This is a genomic window from Stutzerimonas nitrititolerans (assembly GCF_003696285.1).
GTDB classification, from domain to species: Bacteria; Pseudomonadota; Gammaproteobacteria; order Pseudomonadales; family Pseudomonadaceae; genus Stutzerimonas; species Stutzerimonas nitrititolerans.
Window position 1 is genome coordinate 91,102 of record NZ_RFFL01000009.1, and the last position, 15,423, is coordinate 106,524.

Genomic DNA, 15,423 nt, shown 5'->3' on the forward strand with positions numbered 1-15,423 from the left:
TCAGCGGTCCACGTCGGCCATAACGAAATCGATGCTGCCCAGGTAGGCGATCAGGTCCGGGATCATGCTGCCGCGGATCACCGAGGGGATCTGCTGCAGATGCGGGAAGCTGGGCGTCCGAATGCGCGTGCGGTAGCTCATGGTGCTGCCGTCGCTGGTCAGGTAGTAGCTGTTGATGCCCTTGGTTGCTTCGATCATCTGGAAGCTCTCGTTGGCCGGCATTACCGGACCCCAGGAGACCTGCAGGAAGTGCGTGATCAGGGTCTCGATGTGCTGCAGCGTGCGCTCTTTCGGCGGCGGCGTGGTTAGCGGGTGATCGGCCTTGTAGGGGCCTTCGGGCATGTGCTTGAGGCACTGCTCGATGATCTTCAGGCTCTCGCGCATCTCGCCCATCTTGACCATGCAGCGGTCGTAGGCGTCACCGTTGACCGCCAGCGGCACCTCGAACTCGAAGTGCTGGTAGCCGGAGTAGGGGCGTGCCTTGCGGATATCGAAGTCGCAACCGGTGGCGCGCAGGCCGGCGCCGGTGGTGCCCCATTCTAGCGCCTCCTTGGTGTTGTAGGCGGCGACGCCCTTGGTCCGACCGATGAGGATGCTGTTCTTCAGTGCGGCCTTTTCGTACTCGTTGAGACGCTTGGGCATCCAGTCGAGGAATTCGCGCACCAGCTTGTCCCAGCCGCGCGGCAGGTCGTGGGCGACGCCGCCGATGCGGTACCAGGCCGGGTGCATGCGGAAACCGGTGATGGCCTCGATCACCTGGTAGGCGCGCTGGCGGTCGGTGAAGGTGAAGAACACCGGTGTCATGGCACCGACGTCCTGGATGTAGGTGCCCAGGTACAGCAGGTGATTCTGGATGCGGAAGAACTCGGCCATCATCACGCGGATGAAGTCGACGCGGTCCGGCACGGTGATGCCGGCCAGTTTCTCCACCGCCAGCACGTAGGGCAGGTTGTTCATCACCCCGCCGAGGTAGTCGATGCGGTCGGTGTAGGGAATGTAGCTGTGCCAGCTCTGGCGCTCGGCCATCTTCTCGGCGCCGCGATGGTGGTAGCCGATCTCCGGCACGCAATCGAGGATTTCCTCGCCATCAAGCTGCAGGATGATGCGGAAGGCACCGTGGGCCGAAGGGTGGTTCGGGCCGAGGTTGAGGAACATGTAGTCCTCGTGCTCGCTGTGGCGCTGCATGCCCCAGTCCTCGGGCTTGAAGCGCAGGGCTTCCTGCTCCAGGTCCTGCTTGGCGGCGTTCAGGCTGTAGGGATCGAACTCGGTGGCGCGCGCCGGGTAGTCCTTGCGCAGCGGATGGCCTTCCCAGGTCGGTGGCATCAGCATGCGGGTGAGGAACGGGTGGCCATCGAAGGTGATGCCGAACATGTCCCAGATCTCGCGCTCGTACCAGTTGGCGTTGGGCCAGACGGAGACGGCGGTGGGCAGGTTCAGATCGCCTTCGCGGAGCGCGACCTTGATCATCACGTCACTGTTTCGCTCCAGCGACATCAGATGATAGAAGACGCTGAAGTCGGCGGCCGGCAGTCCCTGGCGCTGGGTGCGCAGGCGCTCGTCGGTGGCGCTCAGGTCGTAGAGCATCACATAGGGCTTGCTCACCTGGCGCAGGAAGCCCAGCACCTCGATGAGCTTTTCGCGGGGCACCCAGAGCACCGGCATGCCGGTCAGGCTGGGTTGCAGCGTGAAGGTTTCGGCGCCGAAGCGCGCGTTCAGTTCGACGACGATATCCTGGTCGTCAGCCTTGTAGGGCGGGATGTACAGAGCATTGCCTGCAGTCATGATCTCGGTCGCTTTCGGTCAACGTTTGGGTGTGCGGAGGCCTTCCGGTCGGGAAAGCCGGAATTCACACGTCGTCGGGGCTGCGCAGGTTGGTGACCTGGATACGCTGTTCGCGTCGCTGTTCCTTCTGCGACGGCATCTCGGCGCGATAGACGCCTTGATCGCCGACGACCCAGGAAAGCGGGCGTCGCTCCTTGCCGATGGATTCCTGTAGCAGTTGCAAGCCTTGCAGGAACGCCTCGGGGCGGGGCGGGCAGCCGGGTATGTACACGTCCACGGGGAGGAACTTGTCGACCCCCTGAACGACCGAGTAGATGTCGTACATACCACCGGAATTGGCGCACGAACCCATGGAAATGACCCACTTGGGTTCGAGCATCTGTTCGTAGAGGCGCTGGATGATGGGCGCCATCTTGATGAAGCAGGTGCCGGCAATGACCATGAAGTCGGCCTGGCGCGGCGAGGCACGGATCACCTCGGCACCGAAGCGGGCGATGTCATGAGGCGCGGTGAAGGCGGTGGTCATCTCCACATAGCAGCACGACAGACCGAAGTTGTACGGCCAGAGGGAATTCTTGCGCCCCCAGTTGACCGCGCCACTCAGCACGTCTTCCAGCTTGCCCATGTAGATGTTGCGATGAACCTGGTCTTCTAATGGATCGGCAACAGTCTCCTGCTGGCCGATCGGATAACGGTCATTGACCGCATCCGGATCGATCCGGGTAAGTTTGTATTGCATGTGAAGAGCCTCATTGTTTTAGCTTCGCCTGTCGCTCGCGACGGCTGGATGGCGCCCAATCGAGCGCACCCACCCGCCAAAGGTAGACAAGACCCGCCAACAGAATTGCTATGAATACGGTAGCTTCAATGAGGCCCGCCCAGCCGCTTTCGCGCACCGAGACAGCCCAGGCAAAGAGGTATAGGGCTTCAACGTCGAAGATCACGAAGAGCATCGCGACCAGATAGAATTTTGCGGAGAAGCGCAGTCGTGCGCTGCCCGTGGGAAGAATGCCGGACTCGAAGGGCTCGTTCTTGGCGCGACCCCAGGCCTTGCTGCCGAGCAGGCTGGAAGCGCCGAGCATGAATGCGCAGAGCGCAAGGACGCCGAGAATGAAGAAGGCAAGCGCCCAGTTGTGAGGCAGGCTTGAAGCAGTCATGCCGGACTCCTTTTCGGAACGGCTGGAAGGCTTTACGGCGTGTCGTACGTGTGACAACGCGTCGCATGTATTCGATGGCGCAGCATTCTAGGCCCATCGGTTGTGCAAGTACATGGTGTGCTGAAATTTTCTGAAATATTATTCTGCCGGAGCGCTGAACAAGGCGCGGTAGGTGCGCTGCCGACATTCAATTGAGACGTATCGTCGCAGGAATCGTTCGAATGTCGCCTTGACGGGCGTCATCGTTGCGATGCTTCCCGCTGGCCAAGGAGCCAGGGCGAAGAGAGCTCTGGGCGGCGAGCGAGTGCGCTCCTGACGCGGCTTGTCCGGTACTGCGCCCGTTCGGGCGTGTCGAGGTTTCGTTCACTCGGCGATTGACAGCGCCTGCCGGGCTTTTCTAAAGTTTTGCCCATGCGCCGATTTAGTCAGCTACTTGCGGGGCGCCTGGAGCCGAGGCTTCGAAATACCGCTAAAGCGCTGGTTCCGGTGTTGCCTCCCACCGCTGCCCAGCGGAATTCTCGAGGCGTGGAAATCTTCAGCATGAGCGCACAGCAAGTCTCCTTACGTCTGGCCCCGATCACCAGCGGGCCGATTCGATCCCATTCCAAAGTCCTTCTCGGCGGTGCCCACCAGCCCTCCCTGCTGCGTTACCTGGACGGCTGGCCGCATCGCAACGGCAAAGCCAGGGCGCTGCTGGTGCAGTTCGCCAGGGTGGATGAATCGCTGGCACGTTTTGCCTCCGACAGCTTCGATCTGGCGGTGATTCAGGCGCCTTCTGCCGAATCGCTGCACGACTGCATCCATGAGCTGACACGTGTGGCGCGTCAGGGGCTGATCGTTCGGCGTTAATAACCTGTAAGGACTCTTAGGGTCTGTTGCCGTTTCGTACGCGGCCGCGTACGAAACGGCAACAGACCCTAGCAGGGTGGGCAACGGCGAAGCCTTGCCCACGCGTCTGTCTGGTTATCAGCGCGCAGCCTCATCCTCCTCGCCGCAGGCCACCCCCCTGGCCTTGAACACCTTGACCACCTCGCTGACGAAGTTCACCACTAGCGTCCGTTCATTGGCGGGCAGGTCCTGAATCATTTCACCTATGGATTGGGCATGGTCGGCGATGCTGGCCGGGCCGGTGCGGAAAAGGTCACTCGGTGAGCATTCCAGAATTTCGGCGATCTGCTGCAGCCGGGGGAGCGTCGGCGATATCACGCCGTTTTCCATGCGGCTGATCGTTTCCTTCTCGACGCCCATGATCTCCGCTACCTGTGCCTGGGTTAATCCTTTGGCCTTGCGGCGGACGGCGATCACCATGCCCACCTCGTATGCCAGTCCTCTGTCCTTCATGCGCTTAGCCTCTTACGTCATTACATATGACGTTTTGAGTTATTTTCTGAGCGCGGACTCCATAAGCGAAGGACGTTTAACGTCAATATCATAGACCTTAGATATCATCTTTTTGGTTGACCCTCATCACGCCAGGAGGCGATAGTTGTGCCACTAGAGTGCTATCTAGAGCACTTCGTGGTTTGCATCGGGGGAAATGGAATGCTGGCCAACCTGAAACTGCGCACAGGGATATCGATCGTCCTCTTCACATTGATCGCGGCCCTGCTGGTGTCGACTTTCACGGCCTGGAGAGGCGCCAAGACCAGCATGGAGCAGATCCAGAACCTTTATCAGCAGGGGGTCGAGCGCGGCGGCCAGTTGCAGAAAGCTTATGCCCGCCTGTTGCGTGCCCGTGTCGGTCTGGCCGGGGCCTTTCTGGAAACCAGTGCCGGGGAGCTGGACAAGGCGCAGGCCACCCTGGTCATCACCGAGAGGCTGGTCGACGAGGCGGACACCGCCTTCGCCGCATTCAGCGACGACAGTGCCGGAAATGCCTGGCAGGCACTCGAACAGGGTCTGCAACAGACGTTCGGCGTCTATCATGCCGCGCTGGACGAGCAGCTGCAGGCGCTGCAGAGCGGTTCGCAAAGCCGCTACATCGAGGTCAACCTGAAGGCCCGCGCGGCGAACGACGACTTCGACAAGGCGCTGCAGGCTTATGAGCAGCGCATGGACAGTCATACCGCCGCGGTCATGCAGGGTGCCCACGATCGTTACGCCCTGGCCCTGACCGAGGCCATCGTCCTGACCCTCGTGACCCTGTTGCTGGCGGCTGGTTGCTGGTGGTTCATCACCAGCCGCGTGCTCGTACCGCTGCGTGAAGTCGGCAACGTCTTCGGCCGCATCGCCGAAGGTGACCTGACCAGCCGCATCGAGGTGCGCTCGACCAACGAAATCGGCGTGCTGTTCGCCTCGCTCGCCCGCATGCAGGAAAGCCAGCGCGAAACCATCGGCAGGATCACCAACTCCTCGAACCAGCTCGCCTCGGCCGCCGAAGAACTCAGCGCCGTCACCGAGGAATCCAATCGCGGGCTGCATCAGCAGCATCAGGAGCTGGAACAGGCGGCGACTGCGGTCAACGAGATGACCACCGCGGTGGACGAAGTAGCGCGCAACGCGGTGTCCACGGCGCAGGCTTCCAACGACTCCAATCAGTTGGCGCAGCAGAGCCGCGTCCAGGTGCAGGCGACTCTCGCCGAGGTGGAGGCCATGACCCAGGACATCGAGCTCACTTCGCAACTGGTACGGGAACTGGCCGAACAGGCGCACAGCATCGGCAAGGTGCTCGATGTGATACGCGCCGTGTCGGAGCAGACCAACCTGCTGGCGCTCAACGCCGCCATCGAGGCCGCACGTGCCGGCGAGGCCGGGCGCGGCTTCGCCGTGGTCGCCGACGAGGTGCGTACCCTGGCCCAGCGGACGCAGCAATCGACCGGCGAGATCGAGCAGATGATCGGCCGCATCCGCAACGGCACCGAAGAGGCCGTCGAGTCGATGACGGTCAGCACGCGCCGGGCGCAGTCCTCGTTGGATTCGACCCGTAACGCCGGCCAGGCGCTGGAGGGCATTTTCCAGAGCGTGATGCAGATCAGCGAGCGCAACCTGGTGATCGCCAGTGCGGCGGAGGAGCAGGCCCAGGTGACGCGCGAGGTGGACCGCAATCTGATTAACATCCGCGAACTCTCCACCGGCGCTGCGGCGGGCGCCAACCAGACCAGTGCGGCCAGCAACGAGTTGTCGCGCCTGGCGGTGGAGCTCAACGAGATGGTGCTGCGCTTCAAGCTTTAGGGGTTGTTGACGTTTCCTTCGAGCCGAGGCCGCAAAGAACCTCTTATGCCAAGTGCACATGAACTCATGGTCCTGACCCAAAAGGTGCTTGCCAGCCTGCTGAGCACGGCGTCCCTGGCGGAGCAGGCGACTCTGATCTGCCAGGAAATCGAATGCATTGCCCCGGATGCGATGGCCTCCATCCTGCGTGTCGACCAGCAAGGTGCGTTGCGTCCGCTGGCCGGGCAAGTCCAGGGGCTGGAGGGGCTGGCCCTCGACAGCCTGTGCGGCAACGCAGACGACGCGGTATTGGCCGATACGGCGGGCGCGACGCAGGAGTGCCTGCACGACACCGGCGTAGCACCGTGCGCGAAGCGTTTCTGGGCCGCTCCGGTACGCTCCGGCGACGGCCGGGTGCTGGCCATGCTGGTGATACAGCCGCAGGAGGCGGCCATGCCCAGCGCGCTGCACCGGAGCCTGATCGATGCCTGCGTTCCGTTCTGCGCCTTGGCTCTGGAACGGGAGGAAAGCCGCACCCGCATCGAGCGGCTGACGTTTCATGACGACCTGACCGGCTTGCCCAACCGCCGCCTGCTACAGGCCCGCGCCGGGCAGGCCATCGCCAAGGCGCAGCGCGATCGGAGCCCGCTCGCCGTGCTGGTCGTCGACCTCGACCGTTTCCAGCGGATCAATCATTCCCTCGGCCAGCCCGGTGGCGATGAACTGCTGCGCCTGGTCGCCCGGCGTCTCGGGGAAGGCCGGCGTTTCTGCGATATCGTCGCCCATCTGTCGGCAGACGAATTCGCGCTGGTGCTGCCGGGGTGCGATGCCGAGCAGGCTGCCGCCTCGGCGCGCTGCCTGCTGATGGCCCTGGGCAAGCCCTGCCGGATTGCCGGTGTCCCGTTCGGCTTGTCGGCCTGCCTGGGAATCAGCCTGTTTCCCGGCGATGGGCTGGATGTCGATACGCTGGTCCACCGCGCCGACATGGCCATGCAGCGAGCGAAGACCTGCGGGCTGGGTCGCTTCTGCTTCTTCAGCGAGGAACTGCAACGCTCGGCCCTGGAGCTGTCGCTGGAAGAGGACCTGCGAATCGCCATCGAGCGGAATCAGCTGCGCCTGCACTACCAGCCGCAGGTCTGCTTCAGCGATGGCCGGCTGCGTGGGGTGGAGGCGCTGGCGCGCTGGTCTCATCCGCGCCTGGGCGACATCTCGCCCGCCCGCTTCGTCGTCCTGGCGGAGCAGTGCGGGCTGATCGACGCGCTCGGGCGCTGGGTATTGCGCGAGGCCTGCCGCCAACTGGCCGACTGGCGCCGCCGAGGACTGGCGGTCCCGGCGATATCGATCAACCTGTCGCCCTCCAACTTCCATGACCCCGGGTTGCCGGCGACTATTGCCCACATGCTCGCGCAACATGGACTTCGGCCCGGCGAGCTGATGCTGGAGATCACCGAAAGCGTGTTGATGGACACCACCCCGGCGTTCCTGAAGATCTTGCGCGAGGTCCACGAACTGGGCGTCCTGCTGTCGATGGACGATTTCGGCACCGGCTTTTCCAGCCTGAGCCACCTGCATCGCCTGCCGGTGCAGGAACTCAAGCTGGATCGCAGCTTCGTCTTCGACCTGGAGCACGACGGCGCCAGCCGCACCCTAAGCGATGCCGTGCTGCATCTCGGCGAGAGCCTGCAGCTGTCGGTAGTGGCCGAAGGGATCGAGACCGAGGCGCAGCGGCGCATCCTGATGCAGCTGGGTTATCAGGTGGGGCAGGGATATCTGTTCTCTGCGCCCTTGCCGTCTGCAGAGTTGGAGAGCTGGCTGGCGAGCCGCTCAGCCTGAATGATCCAAGTCGCGGGATGGCTCAAAAAGGCGCAGAACGATTTGGCGTGCCTTGCTTTGGCGCACCCTAACCCGCGAGCAGGTCGTTCATCGTGATGATCTGCTCGGCTACCTGGATCAGCTTCTGTTGCCGGCTCATGGCCTGGCGGCGCATCAGCGCATAGGCCTCCTGTTCCTGGCAGTCGCGCATTTTCATCAGGATGCCCTTGGCCAGTTCGATGCGCTTGCGTTCGGCCAGCTGCTGATCGCGCGCCTGGAGGTCGGCGCGCAGGGCGCTGTCCTGTTTGAAACGCTCCATGGCCACCTCCAGGATGGGCTTGAGCCGGTGCGCCTGGATGCCCTCGACGATATAGCCGCTGACACCGGCCTGGAGGGCTCTGCGCATGGCTTCGGGAGCGTCGTCATTGGTGAACAGCACGATGGGCCGTGGCTGGCCTCGGCTAAGCCGATCCAGAGTCGCCAGCGTGGAGCGGCTGGGGGAATCGCTTTCGATCAGTATCACCTGGGGGCGTGCGGTCTCGATCTGCTCGGCCAGATCGGGGCAAGGCCCGGCTTGCTCGATGACTTCGAAGCCAGCCTCTACCAATGCGCTTCTGAGGCGACCGGCGTTCGCCGGCATGTCGTCGATCAGGAAAGTACGAAGCATGGCGTGCTCTCTCGCGTGCGGGTTCGGCAGAGTCGTTCGTCGCGCCGAGCGCTCCGAATGGAACTGTCCGAAGCAAGCCGTATGCCAGGCCGCCGGCACCTAGCGTGGATACAGCGGCGGCAATGCGCTCGAATCCTGTTCCTGACTTGCAGCCGGGAGGGGTGGCAGGTCCCGGATCGCCTGCCACAGTGCTTCGCCTTGCCAGCGCTGGCCGGTTTCGCTGTACAGGTTGCCGTTGAGCCCATCCAGGGCATCGGAAAGAGGCACGAAACGGGCCGCCATGTCCGCCAGGGTTTCCGGTTGCTGGCGCGCCCAGGCATCGAGGGCCTGACGTGTCGCCTGGCTGTCGTTGGCCTGGCAGGCGCGCTTGAGATCATCGAGCAGGCTGCGTGGCGTCGGGCCGGCCTGTAAGGTTCGCAGCACCGCAGGCTGGCGACGTGCGTAAAGCCACAGCGCAAAACCCAGCAGGGTGGTCATGGCCAGTACCAGGCTGCTCAGCTGCCAGGGCCACAGAAGTGGCCCTTCGACAGTGACGGCGGAAGCCGTCGGGGCTTGCGCCGGGCCCTGCTGAAGCTCGGGGTTTTCAGCGACATGAAGGGTGCGTGCGGCGAGTTCGGTGTGCTCCAGGCGATCTTCCCGGGTGTTCCACCAGGTGATTGCGATGGCCGGAAGCTGGATTTCGCCCGACTGTGTCGCGATCAGGGCTTCGCGCTGTTCGCGGCTACCGGTCAGGCCGGAGGCGGTCGCTTCGTTGGCCAGGCTGGGCTGGTCTGGATAGCTGCGCAGGCCGGCAACGGAGGCGGCGATGATCGGTGGCAGCTGGGTGCTGGAAAGGCCATCGGCCTTGAGCAGCAGGCTGCGGGTCAGCGAGTCGCCCGCGCGCACCTGATCGGGCTCGGGGCTCCAGGCTTCGACCAGCGTCATGCTGGCCGCAGGCAGCCAGGGAACATCGGCGGGATAGTCGGCGGGCTTGGGGAGAACCTCCAGCGGAATGGAGGGCGACTTGACCTGGGTCGATCTGCCGAAGCGCGAGCCGAACGGCAGATAGTCGCCGTTGGAGGCGACAGCCGTGGTGGCGCTGAACAGCTGGCTGGGGATGCTCAGCTGGCCGCTTTTCTGCGGGAACAGTGCATAGCGGATCTCGATGACGCCATGGCGTATGCCGTTGATGTCCTTTTCATAGGTGCGCCAGGTGCCGAGCTGTTCGACCAGCGCATCGGAAATCTGCAAGGGCGACAGGGTGCTGTCGTCGTACAGCGAAACCGAGTGGTAGATGCGCAGAGTCAGGATCACCTGGGCCTGCACGTAGACGCGATCGCGGTCGAGACTGGCGTCGATGAATATCGGTGCCAGCCTGTCACCGGCCTCCGGGGTGCCGGCTTCCTGCACCTGCAGGGTGATGGGCTGGCTTTGCAGGTCGCCCAGCCGCAGCGGCGGAACCACCACATAGCCGGTTTGCCGCGGCTGCAGGGTGACCTGCCAGCGGGTAAGGGCGACGGCTTCGCCGCCGACGCTGGAAAGCTGGTTCACCTGGCGGGTCGCGGATACCTCGAACAGCTCCTGGAGCGGTTGCATGTCGGGCTTGCCGAAGAAGGTGGCGCCCTGTGTTTCCAGCGTCAGCTCGACGGTCTCGCCGAGGCTGAGCTGTGTGCGGTCGACACGGGCGAGCAGCTCGGCGGCATTCGCCGGACAGCCGAGCAGAAGCAGGAGAAAGACAGCGGTCAGGCGCATCATCGGTTCGTTTCCTGGCGCTTGCGTTGTTCGAGAAGGAATTTGCGTCGCAGCAGTTCACCCGGATCGTCCGGTATCTGCCTCAGCCATTGGTCGGTGGCCTGCTGTTGCTCGGTGAGGGTCGGCACCTGCTCAGGCGGAGCCGGAACGCCCGGATCCTCGCCGGGCTGAGGTTCCACTACTGGAGGGGCCGACGCATTCTGCTCCGACTGCTCGCCTTCACCTTCCGTCGGCTGGCTCTGTGCGGCACTGGAATTGGAAGAGGGGGGAGCGGTGGCGGGGTCGCTCTGCTCGGGTTGGGAGCTCTCTTCAGGCGCCTGCTGAGTCTCATCGTTCTGTTCCGTTTGGCGTTGCCGCAGTAGCGCCTCGGCGATGGCCCGGTTCTGTCGCGCAGCGTCGAGATCCGGCTGCAGTTCCAGCGCCTGATCGTAGGCTTCGATGGCTTCCTCCAACTTGTCGCTGTGAACCAGCGCATTGCCGCGATTGTAGTGATCGGCAGCGCTATCGCCCTTGGCGAACAGCTCCGCGGCAGCGGCGTAGTTGCCGGCCTGATAGTGGGCGAAACCCTGCCAGCGAGGATTCTCGAAGCGTTGCGCTGCGTCGGTGGGGCGCTGTGCCTCCAATAGTCGCTGGCCCTGCTGATCGGGGCGTAGCCAGAGATCGTCGAATTCGAATGCCTGGGCCGGCGGCGGAACCAGCAACAGCAGCGGCAGGCAGAATAGCCAGCCACGCCGTGCGGCGCAGGCAGCCAGCACCAGTAGCGGCAACAACAGCCAGTGGCCCTGGTCGAGCCAGACGCTCAACTGCGTGGCTTCGCTGGCCTGGGTCGCGGCATTACCCGTCTCGTGCAGGCCCAGCGCCAGCAGGTCGGCATCGTCCAGGCTCGCAGACTGGTAGCGTCCGCCCAGCTCGTTGGCGAAGCGCTGCAGCCCCTTGGCGTCCAGTTGCGGAATCAGGATGGCACCCTGCGGATCCTTGAGAAAGCCGCCGCCCTGTTGCGCGATGGGGGCGCCCTGTTCGGTGCCGATCCCGAGTATCGACAGGCGCCAGCCACTGCCGGCCAGCAGCGAGGCGATGCCGGCTTGCTCTTCAGCGGCCAGCGTACTGCCGATCAACAGTAACTGGCCGCGCCCCTGAGCGCCTTGCTCGAGCAGCGCGAGCGCCTGGGCCACGGCGAGGTCGGCACGATGGCCGTCCTCGGGCATCAGTTCCGGCCTGATCGCATCGAGCAGGTTCTCGGTCGTGGCCAGGTCATCGGACAGCGGCACCAGCGTGTGGGCGCTGCCGGCGAAAACCACCACGGCGGTCTGTGCATCCTGGCGCAATCGCAGCAGGTCGAGCACCTTGTGCCGGGCATGTTCCAGGCGGGTCGGTTGCAAGTCGCCGGCGAGCATCGCGGGTGTCATTTCCAGCAGCACCACCAGCGGCGCGGCGCGTTTCAGGCTCGGTTGTTCCAGCTGCTGCCAGCTTGGCCCGAGCAGGGCGAGCCATGTGAGCAGCCATGCGCCGCCCAGCGCCAGCCAGGGCAGCCGGCTGTTGCGAACGCGACCGCCGGTCAGCAGCGTGTCGTGGAAGGCGACGGGAAGCAGGCGCTGCCAGCTTCCCTGCTGGCGCTGGCGATGCCAGAGGTGCCACAGCAGCCACAGTGGCAGCGGCAGGATCAGTAGCCAGAACGGACGCAGCAGGTGAGGCCAGATATCCATCATGGGCGCTGCTTCCAGTTCCAGACGTGCTGCAGCTGGGTGTGCCAGAGCCGCGCCACCACCAGCAGCAGGCTGATCAGCAAGGCGGCCGATAGCGGCCAGACGTACAGGGCCTCGGCCAGGCGGGCCTGGGTCAGTTTCTGTGCCGCCGGCTCGAGCTGGTCGAGGGTGTCGTTGATGGCTTCCAGTTCCTCGCTGCTGCGGGCGCGAAAATACTGTCCGCCGGTCTGCTCGGCGATGGCCCTCAAGGTGGTTTCGTCCAGATCCAGGCTGGGGTTGAAGCCGAACTGGCCCAGCAGCCCGCCTGCCTGTGCATCGGCGCCGATGCCGATGGTGTGGATCTTGACGTTTTCCTCGGCGGCCAGGCGTGCGGCCAGCAATGGCTCGACTTCGCCTCCGTTGTTGGCACCGTCGGTGATCAGCACCAGCACGCGGCTTTCGGCAGGCCGCTCGCGCAGACGCTTGACGGCCAGGCCGATGGCATCGCCGATGGCGGTTTCGCTACCGGCGATGCCCACTACCGCTTCTTCCAGCCAGGTGCGCACGGTCTGTCGGTCGAACGTCAGCGGCGCCTGCAGGTAGGCCTTGCTGCCGAACAGGATCAGGCCGACCCGATCACCGCGCCGCTCGCTGATGAAGTCGCCGAGCAGATGCTTGACCAGCGTCAGGCGCGTGATTTCTTCACCTTCCCATTGCATGTCGGGATAGTCCATGGAGCCCGAGACATCCACGGCCAGTAGCAGGTCCCGACCGCTGCTGGGCACCGGCAGGGGTTCGCCGAGCCACTCGGGGCGCGCGGCGGCGAACAGCAGCAGCAACCAGACGACCAGATAAGGCAGTTGCTGGCGCCAGCCGGGCAACACGGCACGGGCACGGCGCCCGGCGAGGGTTTCCAGTTCCGCCAGGAAGGCGATCTTGAGCGCGGCGTCGCCACTGTCGGCAGGCGGCAGCAGCCGACGCAGCAACCAGGGCAGGGGTAGCAGCAGGAAAACCCAGGGCCAGGCCAGCTCAAACATGCTTGCGAATCCAGATATCGACCGCCTGCTCCAGGCCCTGGATGGCCTTGTCGTCGAGCCGGCATTCGGCGCGATAGACGCCTTCGACCAGTACCATCCAGCGGGTCAGGCCCGCGGCGGGACAGCGGTTGTCCAGAAAGGCCAGCCAGGCGCGTCCGCTGAGGGTATGCGACTGGGCCTCGGGATAGCGGATGCGGCACAGGCGCTTGAGCAGGGCATTGAGCTGTTGCAGCCACTGGTTGGCCGGCTGGCCATCATAGGGTTTGCTCAGTTGCGCCAGCTCGTCGAGGGCGATCTGCCGTTGCGGTTCGAGAGGGGCCTCGGCCACGGAGTTGTCCTGGCGTTGGCGCCGCCAGGGCTTGATTCGCCACAGCAACAGGCAGCCCAGCAACCCGGCGGCGAGAAACCACCAGCCCGGCGCAGGCGGCCACCAGGATACCGGGGCAGGAGCAATCAAAGGCGCCAGCTCGTTCAGCGGGTTCATCGACGGCCCTCCGGCTTGGCGCTGAGGTATTCGCGCAACTGGGCCACCAGCTCGTACTGCGTGTTGAGCGGCATCAGGATGACGCGAAGGCGGTCGGCAAGACGTTGCCAGCGCGCCATGCGGGCCTCGCCGAGCTGGCGATAGGCCTGGCGAATGCCGGCGTCCCGGGTGTCGAGTTCCAGACGCGCGCCGTATTGGGCGAAGCGCAGCAGGCCGGCGGCGGGCAGGGCGCGATCGAGCGGATCGAAGACGGGCATCAGCAACAGATCGACATGCCGTCCCAGCAGGCTCAGTTGTTGTTCGGCGGCTTCGCTCAGGGTGCGCTCGTCGCAGAGGATCACCGCCAGGCTGCCGGGACGCAGCACTTCACGGGCACGACGCAGGGCGAGACCGAAGGCGTCCGGATCGACTCTTTGCTGGCCATCGAGATGGCGGTTGACGCGCACCAGGCGGTCGAGTAGCTGCAGCAGGCTCTGCTTGCTGCGTCGCGGCTTGATCTCATGATGTTCGCCGTTGCCGAAGACCAGCCCGCCCACCCGGTCGTTGTGGGCCAGCGCGGCCCAGCCGACCAGGCTGGCTGCCTGGGCAGCCAGCACCGACTTGAAATTCAGGCCGCTGCCGAAGAACAGGTGCTGGCTCTGCTCGACCAACAGGTAGATGGGTCGCTCGCGCTCTTCATGGAACAGTTTGGTGTGCGGTTCCTGGGTACGCGCGGTGACGCGCCAGTCGATGGTGCGAACATCGTCGCCGGGCTGATAGATGCGCACCTGGTCGAAGTCGATGCCACGCCCGCGCAGCCTGGAATGATGCAGGCCCACCAGTGGGCTGCGCCGGTGCGGCGTGGAGAACAGTGGAACCTCGCGCACCCGGTGGCGAATGTCGATCAGCTCGGCGAGCGTCACCCGGATGCCGGGCGCTTCCTCGCGCAGCTCCTCGCGGGCGGCTTGCATCAGGCCACCGCCACCACGTCGAGGATGCGTTGCAGGACCCGATCCTGATCGATGCCGGCCGCTTCCGCCTCGAAGGAGAGAATCAGGCGATGGCGCAGCACGTCGAAGAACATCGCCTGGATGTCTTCGGGGCTGACGAAGTCGCGCCCGGCCAGCCAGGCATGGGCACGGGCGCAACGGTCCAGGGAAATGGTGCCGCGCGGGCTGGCGCCGTAGGCGATCCACTCGGCCAGGTCGCTATCGAACTTGGCGGGCGTGCGGGTGGCCATCACCAGCTGCACCAGGTATTCCTCCACCGCATCGGCCATGTACAGGCCGAGAATTTCCTTGCGTGCGGCGAAGATGGCCTGCTGGCTGACGCGATGCTCCGGTGTGCTTTCGCCATTGATGGCTTCGCCCCGGGCCTGTTGCAGGATGCGGCGCTCCACCGAGGCATCGGGGAAGCCGAGCTTCACGTGCAGGAGAAAGCGGTCCAGCTGCGCCTCGGGGAGCGGGTAGGTGCCTTCCTGCTCGATGGGGTTCTGCGTGGCCATCACCAGGAACAGGGGTGACAGCTCATAGGTACTGCGACCGATGCTGACCTGGCGCTCGGCCATGGCTTCCAGCAGCGCCGACTGGACCTTGGCCGGCGCCCGGTTGATCTCGTCGGCCAGCACCAGATTGTGGAAGATCGGCCCCTGCTGGAAGACGAAGCTGCCGGTCTCGGGGCGGTAGATCTCCGTACCGGTGATGTCGGCGGGCAGCAGGTCGGGGGTGAACTGGATGCGGTGGAACTCGGCCTCCACGCCGCCAGCCAGCTCCTTGATCGCGCGCGTCTTGGCCAGGCCGGGCGCACCTTCGACCAGCATGTGGCCGTCCGCCAGCAGGGCGATCAGCAAGCGTTCGATCAGGCGATCCTGGCCCAGGATCTGGGTGGAAAGCATCTGGCGCAGGGCGATTATGGCTTCACGGTGTTCCATCGTATCGAGTCT

At 64.6% G+C, this 15,423-nt stretch carries 14 protein-coding genes; 3 read left to right on the forward strand and 11 right to left on the reverse strand.

Annotation, left to right across the window (positions count from 1 at the left end):
* The 3 genes from nuoC to EA795_RS12795 form a co-directional block, all read right to left on the reverse strand.
* A complete protein-coding gene (nuoC, locus tag EA795_RS12785) occupies window positions 1–1,782 on the reverse strand; it encodes an NADH-quinone oxidoreductase subunit C/D (RefSeq protein WP_122077704.1) in 1,782 nt (593 codons plus the stop codon).
* A 64-nt stretch (window positions 1,783–1,846) separates the two neighbouring features.
* A complete protein-coding gene (locus EA795_RS12790; protein WP_014852512.1) occupies window positions 1,847–2,521 on the reverse strand; it encodes a NuoB/complex I 20 kDa subunit family protein in 675 nt (224 codons plus the stop codon).
* A 10-nt stretch (window positions 2,522–2,531) separates the two neighbouring features.
* Window positions 2,532–2,939 (reverse strand): NADH-quinone oxidoreductase subunit A, encoded by a 408-nt coding sequence (locus tag EA795_RS12795; protein WP_014852513.1) that lies wholly within the window; start codon window positions 2,937–2,939, stop codon window positions 2,532–2,534.
* 540 nt (window positions 2,940–3,479) lie between these two features.
* On the opposite strand from EA795_RS12795, the gene EA795_RS12800 reads away from it, so the two are divergent.
* Window positions 3,480–3,788 carry a hypothetical protein gene (locus EA795_RS12800; RefSeq protein ID WP_043942766.1) on the forward strand — a complete coding sequence of 103 codons (309 nt, stop codon included), beginning with the start codon at window positions 3,480–3,482 and terminating at the stop codon, window positions 3,786–3,788.
* 117 nt (window positions 3,789–3,905) lie between these two features.
* On the opposite strand, the gene EA795_RS12805 is transcribed toward EA795_RS12800, so the two are convergent.
* Window positions 3,906–4,247: a helix-turn-helix domain-containing protein gene (locus EA795_RS12805; RefSeq protein ID WP_238536430.1), complete on the reverse strand. Its 342-nt coding sequence runs from the start codon at window positions 4,245–4,247 to the stop codon at window positions 3,906–3,908.
* A gap of 234 nt (window positions 4,248–4,481) precedes the next feature.
* Between EA795_RS12805 and EA795_RS12810 the strand changes: the two genes are divergently transcribed.
* Both EA795_RS12810 and EA795_RS12815 read left to right on the forward strand, forming a co-directional pair.
* Window positions 4,482–6,110, forward strand: coding sequence for a methyl-accepting chemotaxis protein (locus EA795_RS12810; protein WP_122077706.1), 1,629 nt, complete (start codon window positions 4,482–4,484; stop codon window positions 6,108–6,110).
* A 66-nt stretch (window positions 6,111–6,176) separates the two neighbouring features.
* Entirely contained in the window at window positions 6,177–7,922 is a 1,746-nt protein-coding gene (locus tag EA795_RS12815) for a putative bifunctional diguanylate cyclase/phosphodiesterase (protein ID WP_240645014.1), read from the forward strand.
* Between the two features lie 67 nt (window positions 7,923–7,989).
* On the opposite strand, the gene EA795_RS12820 is transcribed toward EA795_RS12815, so the two are convergent.
* The 7 genes from EA795_RS12820 to EA795_RS12850 all read right to left on the reverse strand — a co-directional run bounded on the left by EA795_RS12820 (window position 7,990) and on the right by EA795_RS12850 (window position 15,411).
* Window positions 7,990–8,568 (reverse strand): ANTAR domain-containing response regulator, encoded by a 579-nt coding sequence (locus tag EA795_RS12820; RefSeq protein ID WP_014852518.1) that lies wholly within the window; start codon window positions 8,566–8,568, stop codon window positions 7,990–7,992.
* 99 nt (window positions 8,569–8,667) lie between these two features.
* Entirely contained in the window at window positions 8,668–10,302 is a 1,635-nt protein-coding gene (locus EA795_RS12825; RefSeq protein ID WP_122077710.1) for a BatD family protein, read from the reverse strand.
* Window positions 10,299–12,005, reverse strand: coding sequence for a VWA domain-containing protein (locus EA795_RS12830; protein WP_122077712.1), 1,707 nt, complete (start codon window positions 12,003–12,005; stop codon window positions 10,299–10,301). Before EA795_RS12830 ends, EA795_RS12825 begins: the two co-directional genes overlap by 4 nt.
* The gene (locus EA795_RS12835) at window positions 12,002–13,018 is read right to left on the reverse strand and encodes a vWA domain-containing protein (protein ID WP_058076028.1); all 1,017 of its coding nucleotides are present in this window, start codon (window positions 13,016–13,018) and stop codon (window positions 12,002–12,004) included. The genes EA795_RS12830 and EA795_RS12835 overlap by 4 nt, the downstream gene beginning before the upstream one ends.
* Window positions 13,011–13,502, reverse strand: a complete 492-nt coding sequence (locus EA795_RS12840; RefSeq protein WP_122077714.1) for a DUF4381 domain-containing protein — start codon at window positions 13,500–13,502, stop codon at window positions 13,011–13,013. The genes EA795_RS12835 and EA795_RS12840 overlap by 8 nt, the downstream gene beginning before the upstream one ends.
* The gene (locus EA795_RS12845; RefSeq protein WP_014852523.1) at window positions 13,499–14,452 is read right to left on the reverse strand and encodes a DUF58 domain-containing protein; all 954 of its coding nucleotides are present in this window, start codon (window positions 14,450–14,452) and stop codon (window positions 13,499–13,501) included. The genes EA795_RS12840 and EA795_RS12845 overlap by 4 nt, the downstream gene beginning before the upstream one ends.
* Window positions 14,452–15,411 (reverse strand): AAA family ATPase, encoded by a 960-nt coding sequence (locus tag EA795_RS12850; RefSeq protein WP_014852524.1) that lies wholly within the window; start codon window positions 15,409–15,411, stop codon window positions 14,452–14,454. Before EA795_RS12850 ends, EA795_RS12845 begins: the two co-directional genes overlap by 1 nt.
* Between the last annotated feature and the right edge of the window lie 12 nt (window positions 15,412–15,423).

Coding starts and splice junctions, on each gene's coding strand:
- EA795_RS12835 (WP_058076028.1), bottom strand. CDS start 13,018: ATGTTTGAGCTGGCCTGGCCCTGGGTTTTCCTGCTGCTACCCCTGCCC.
- EA795_RS12795 (WP_014852513.1), bottom strand. CDS start 2,939: ATGACTGCTTCAAGCCTGCCTCACAACTGGGCGCTTGCCTTCTTCATT.
- EA795_RS12830 (WP_122077712.1), bottom strand. CDS start 12,005: ATGATGGATATCTGGCCTCACCTGCTGCGTCCGTTCTGGCTACTGATC.
- EA795_RS12820 (WP_014852518.1), bottom strand. CDS start 8,568: ATGCTTCGTACTTTCCTGATCGACGACATGCCGGCGAACGCCGGTCGC.
- EA795_RS12815 (WP_240645014.1), top strand. CDS start 6,177: ATGGTCCTGACCCAAAAGGTGCTTGCCAGCCTGCTGAGCACGGCGTCC.
- EA795_RS12825 (WP_122077710.1), bottom strand. CDS start 10,302: ATGATGCGCCTGACCGCTGTCTTTCTCCTGCTTCTGCTCGGCTGTCCG.
- EA795_RS12805 (WP_238536430.1), bottom strand. CDS start 4,247: ATGGTGATCGCCGTCCGCCGCAAGGCCAAAGGATTAACCCAGGCACAG.
- nuoC (WP_122077704.1), bottom strand. CDS start 1,782: ATGACTGCAGGCAATGCTCTGTACATCCCGCCCTACAAGGCTGACGAC.
- EA795_RS12840 (WP_122077714.1), bottom strand. CDS start 13,502: ATGAACCCGCTGAACGAGCTGGCGCCTTTGATTGCTCCTGCCCCGGTA.
- EA795_RS12845 (WP_014852523.1), bottom strand. CDS start 14,452: ATGCAAGCCGCCCGCGAGGAGCTGCGCGAGGAAGCGCCCGGCATCCGG.
- EA795_RS12800 (WP_043942766.1), top strand. CDS start 3,480: ATGAGCGCACAGCAAGTCTCCTTACGTCTGGCCCCGATCACCAGCGGG.
- EA795_RS12850 (WP_014852524.1), bottom strand. CDS start 15,411: ATGGAACACCGTGAAGCCATAATCGCCCTGCGCCAGATGCTTTCCACC.
- EA795_RS12810 (WP_122077706.1), top strand. CDS start 4,482: ATGCTGGCCAACCTGAAACTGCGCACAGGGATATCGATCGTCCTCTTC.
- EA795_RS12790 (WP_014852512.1), bottom strand. CDS start 2,521: ATGCAATACAAACTTACCCGGATCGATCCGGATGCGGTCAATGACCGT.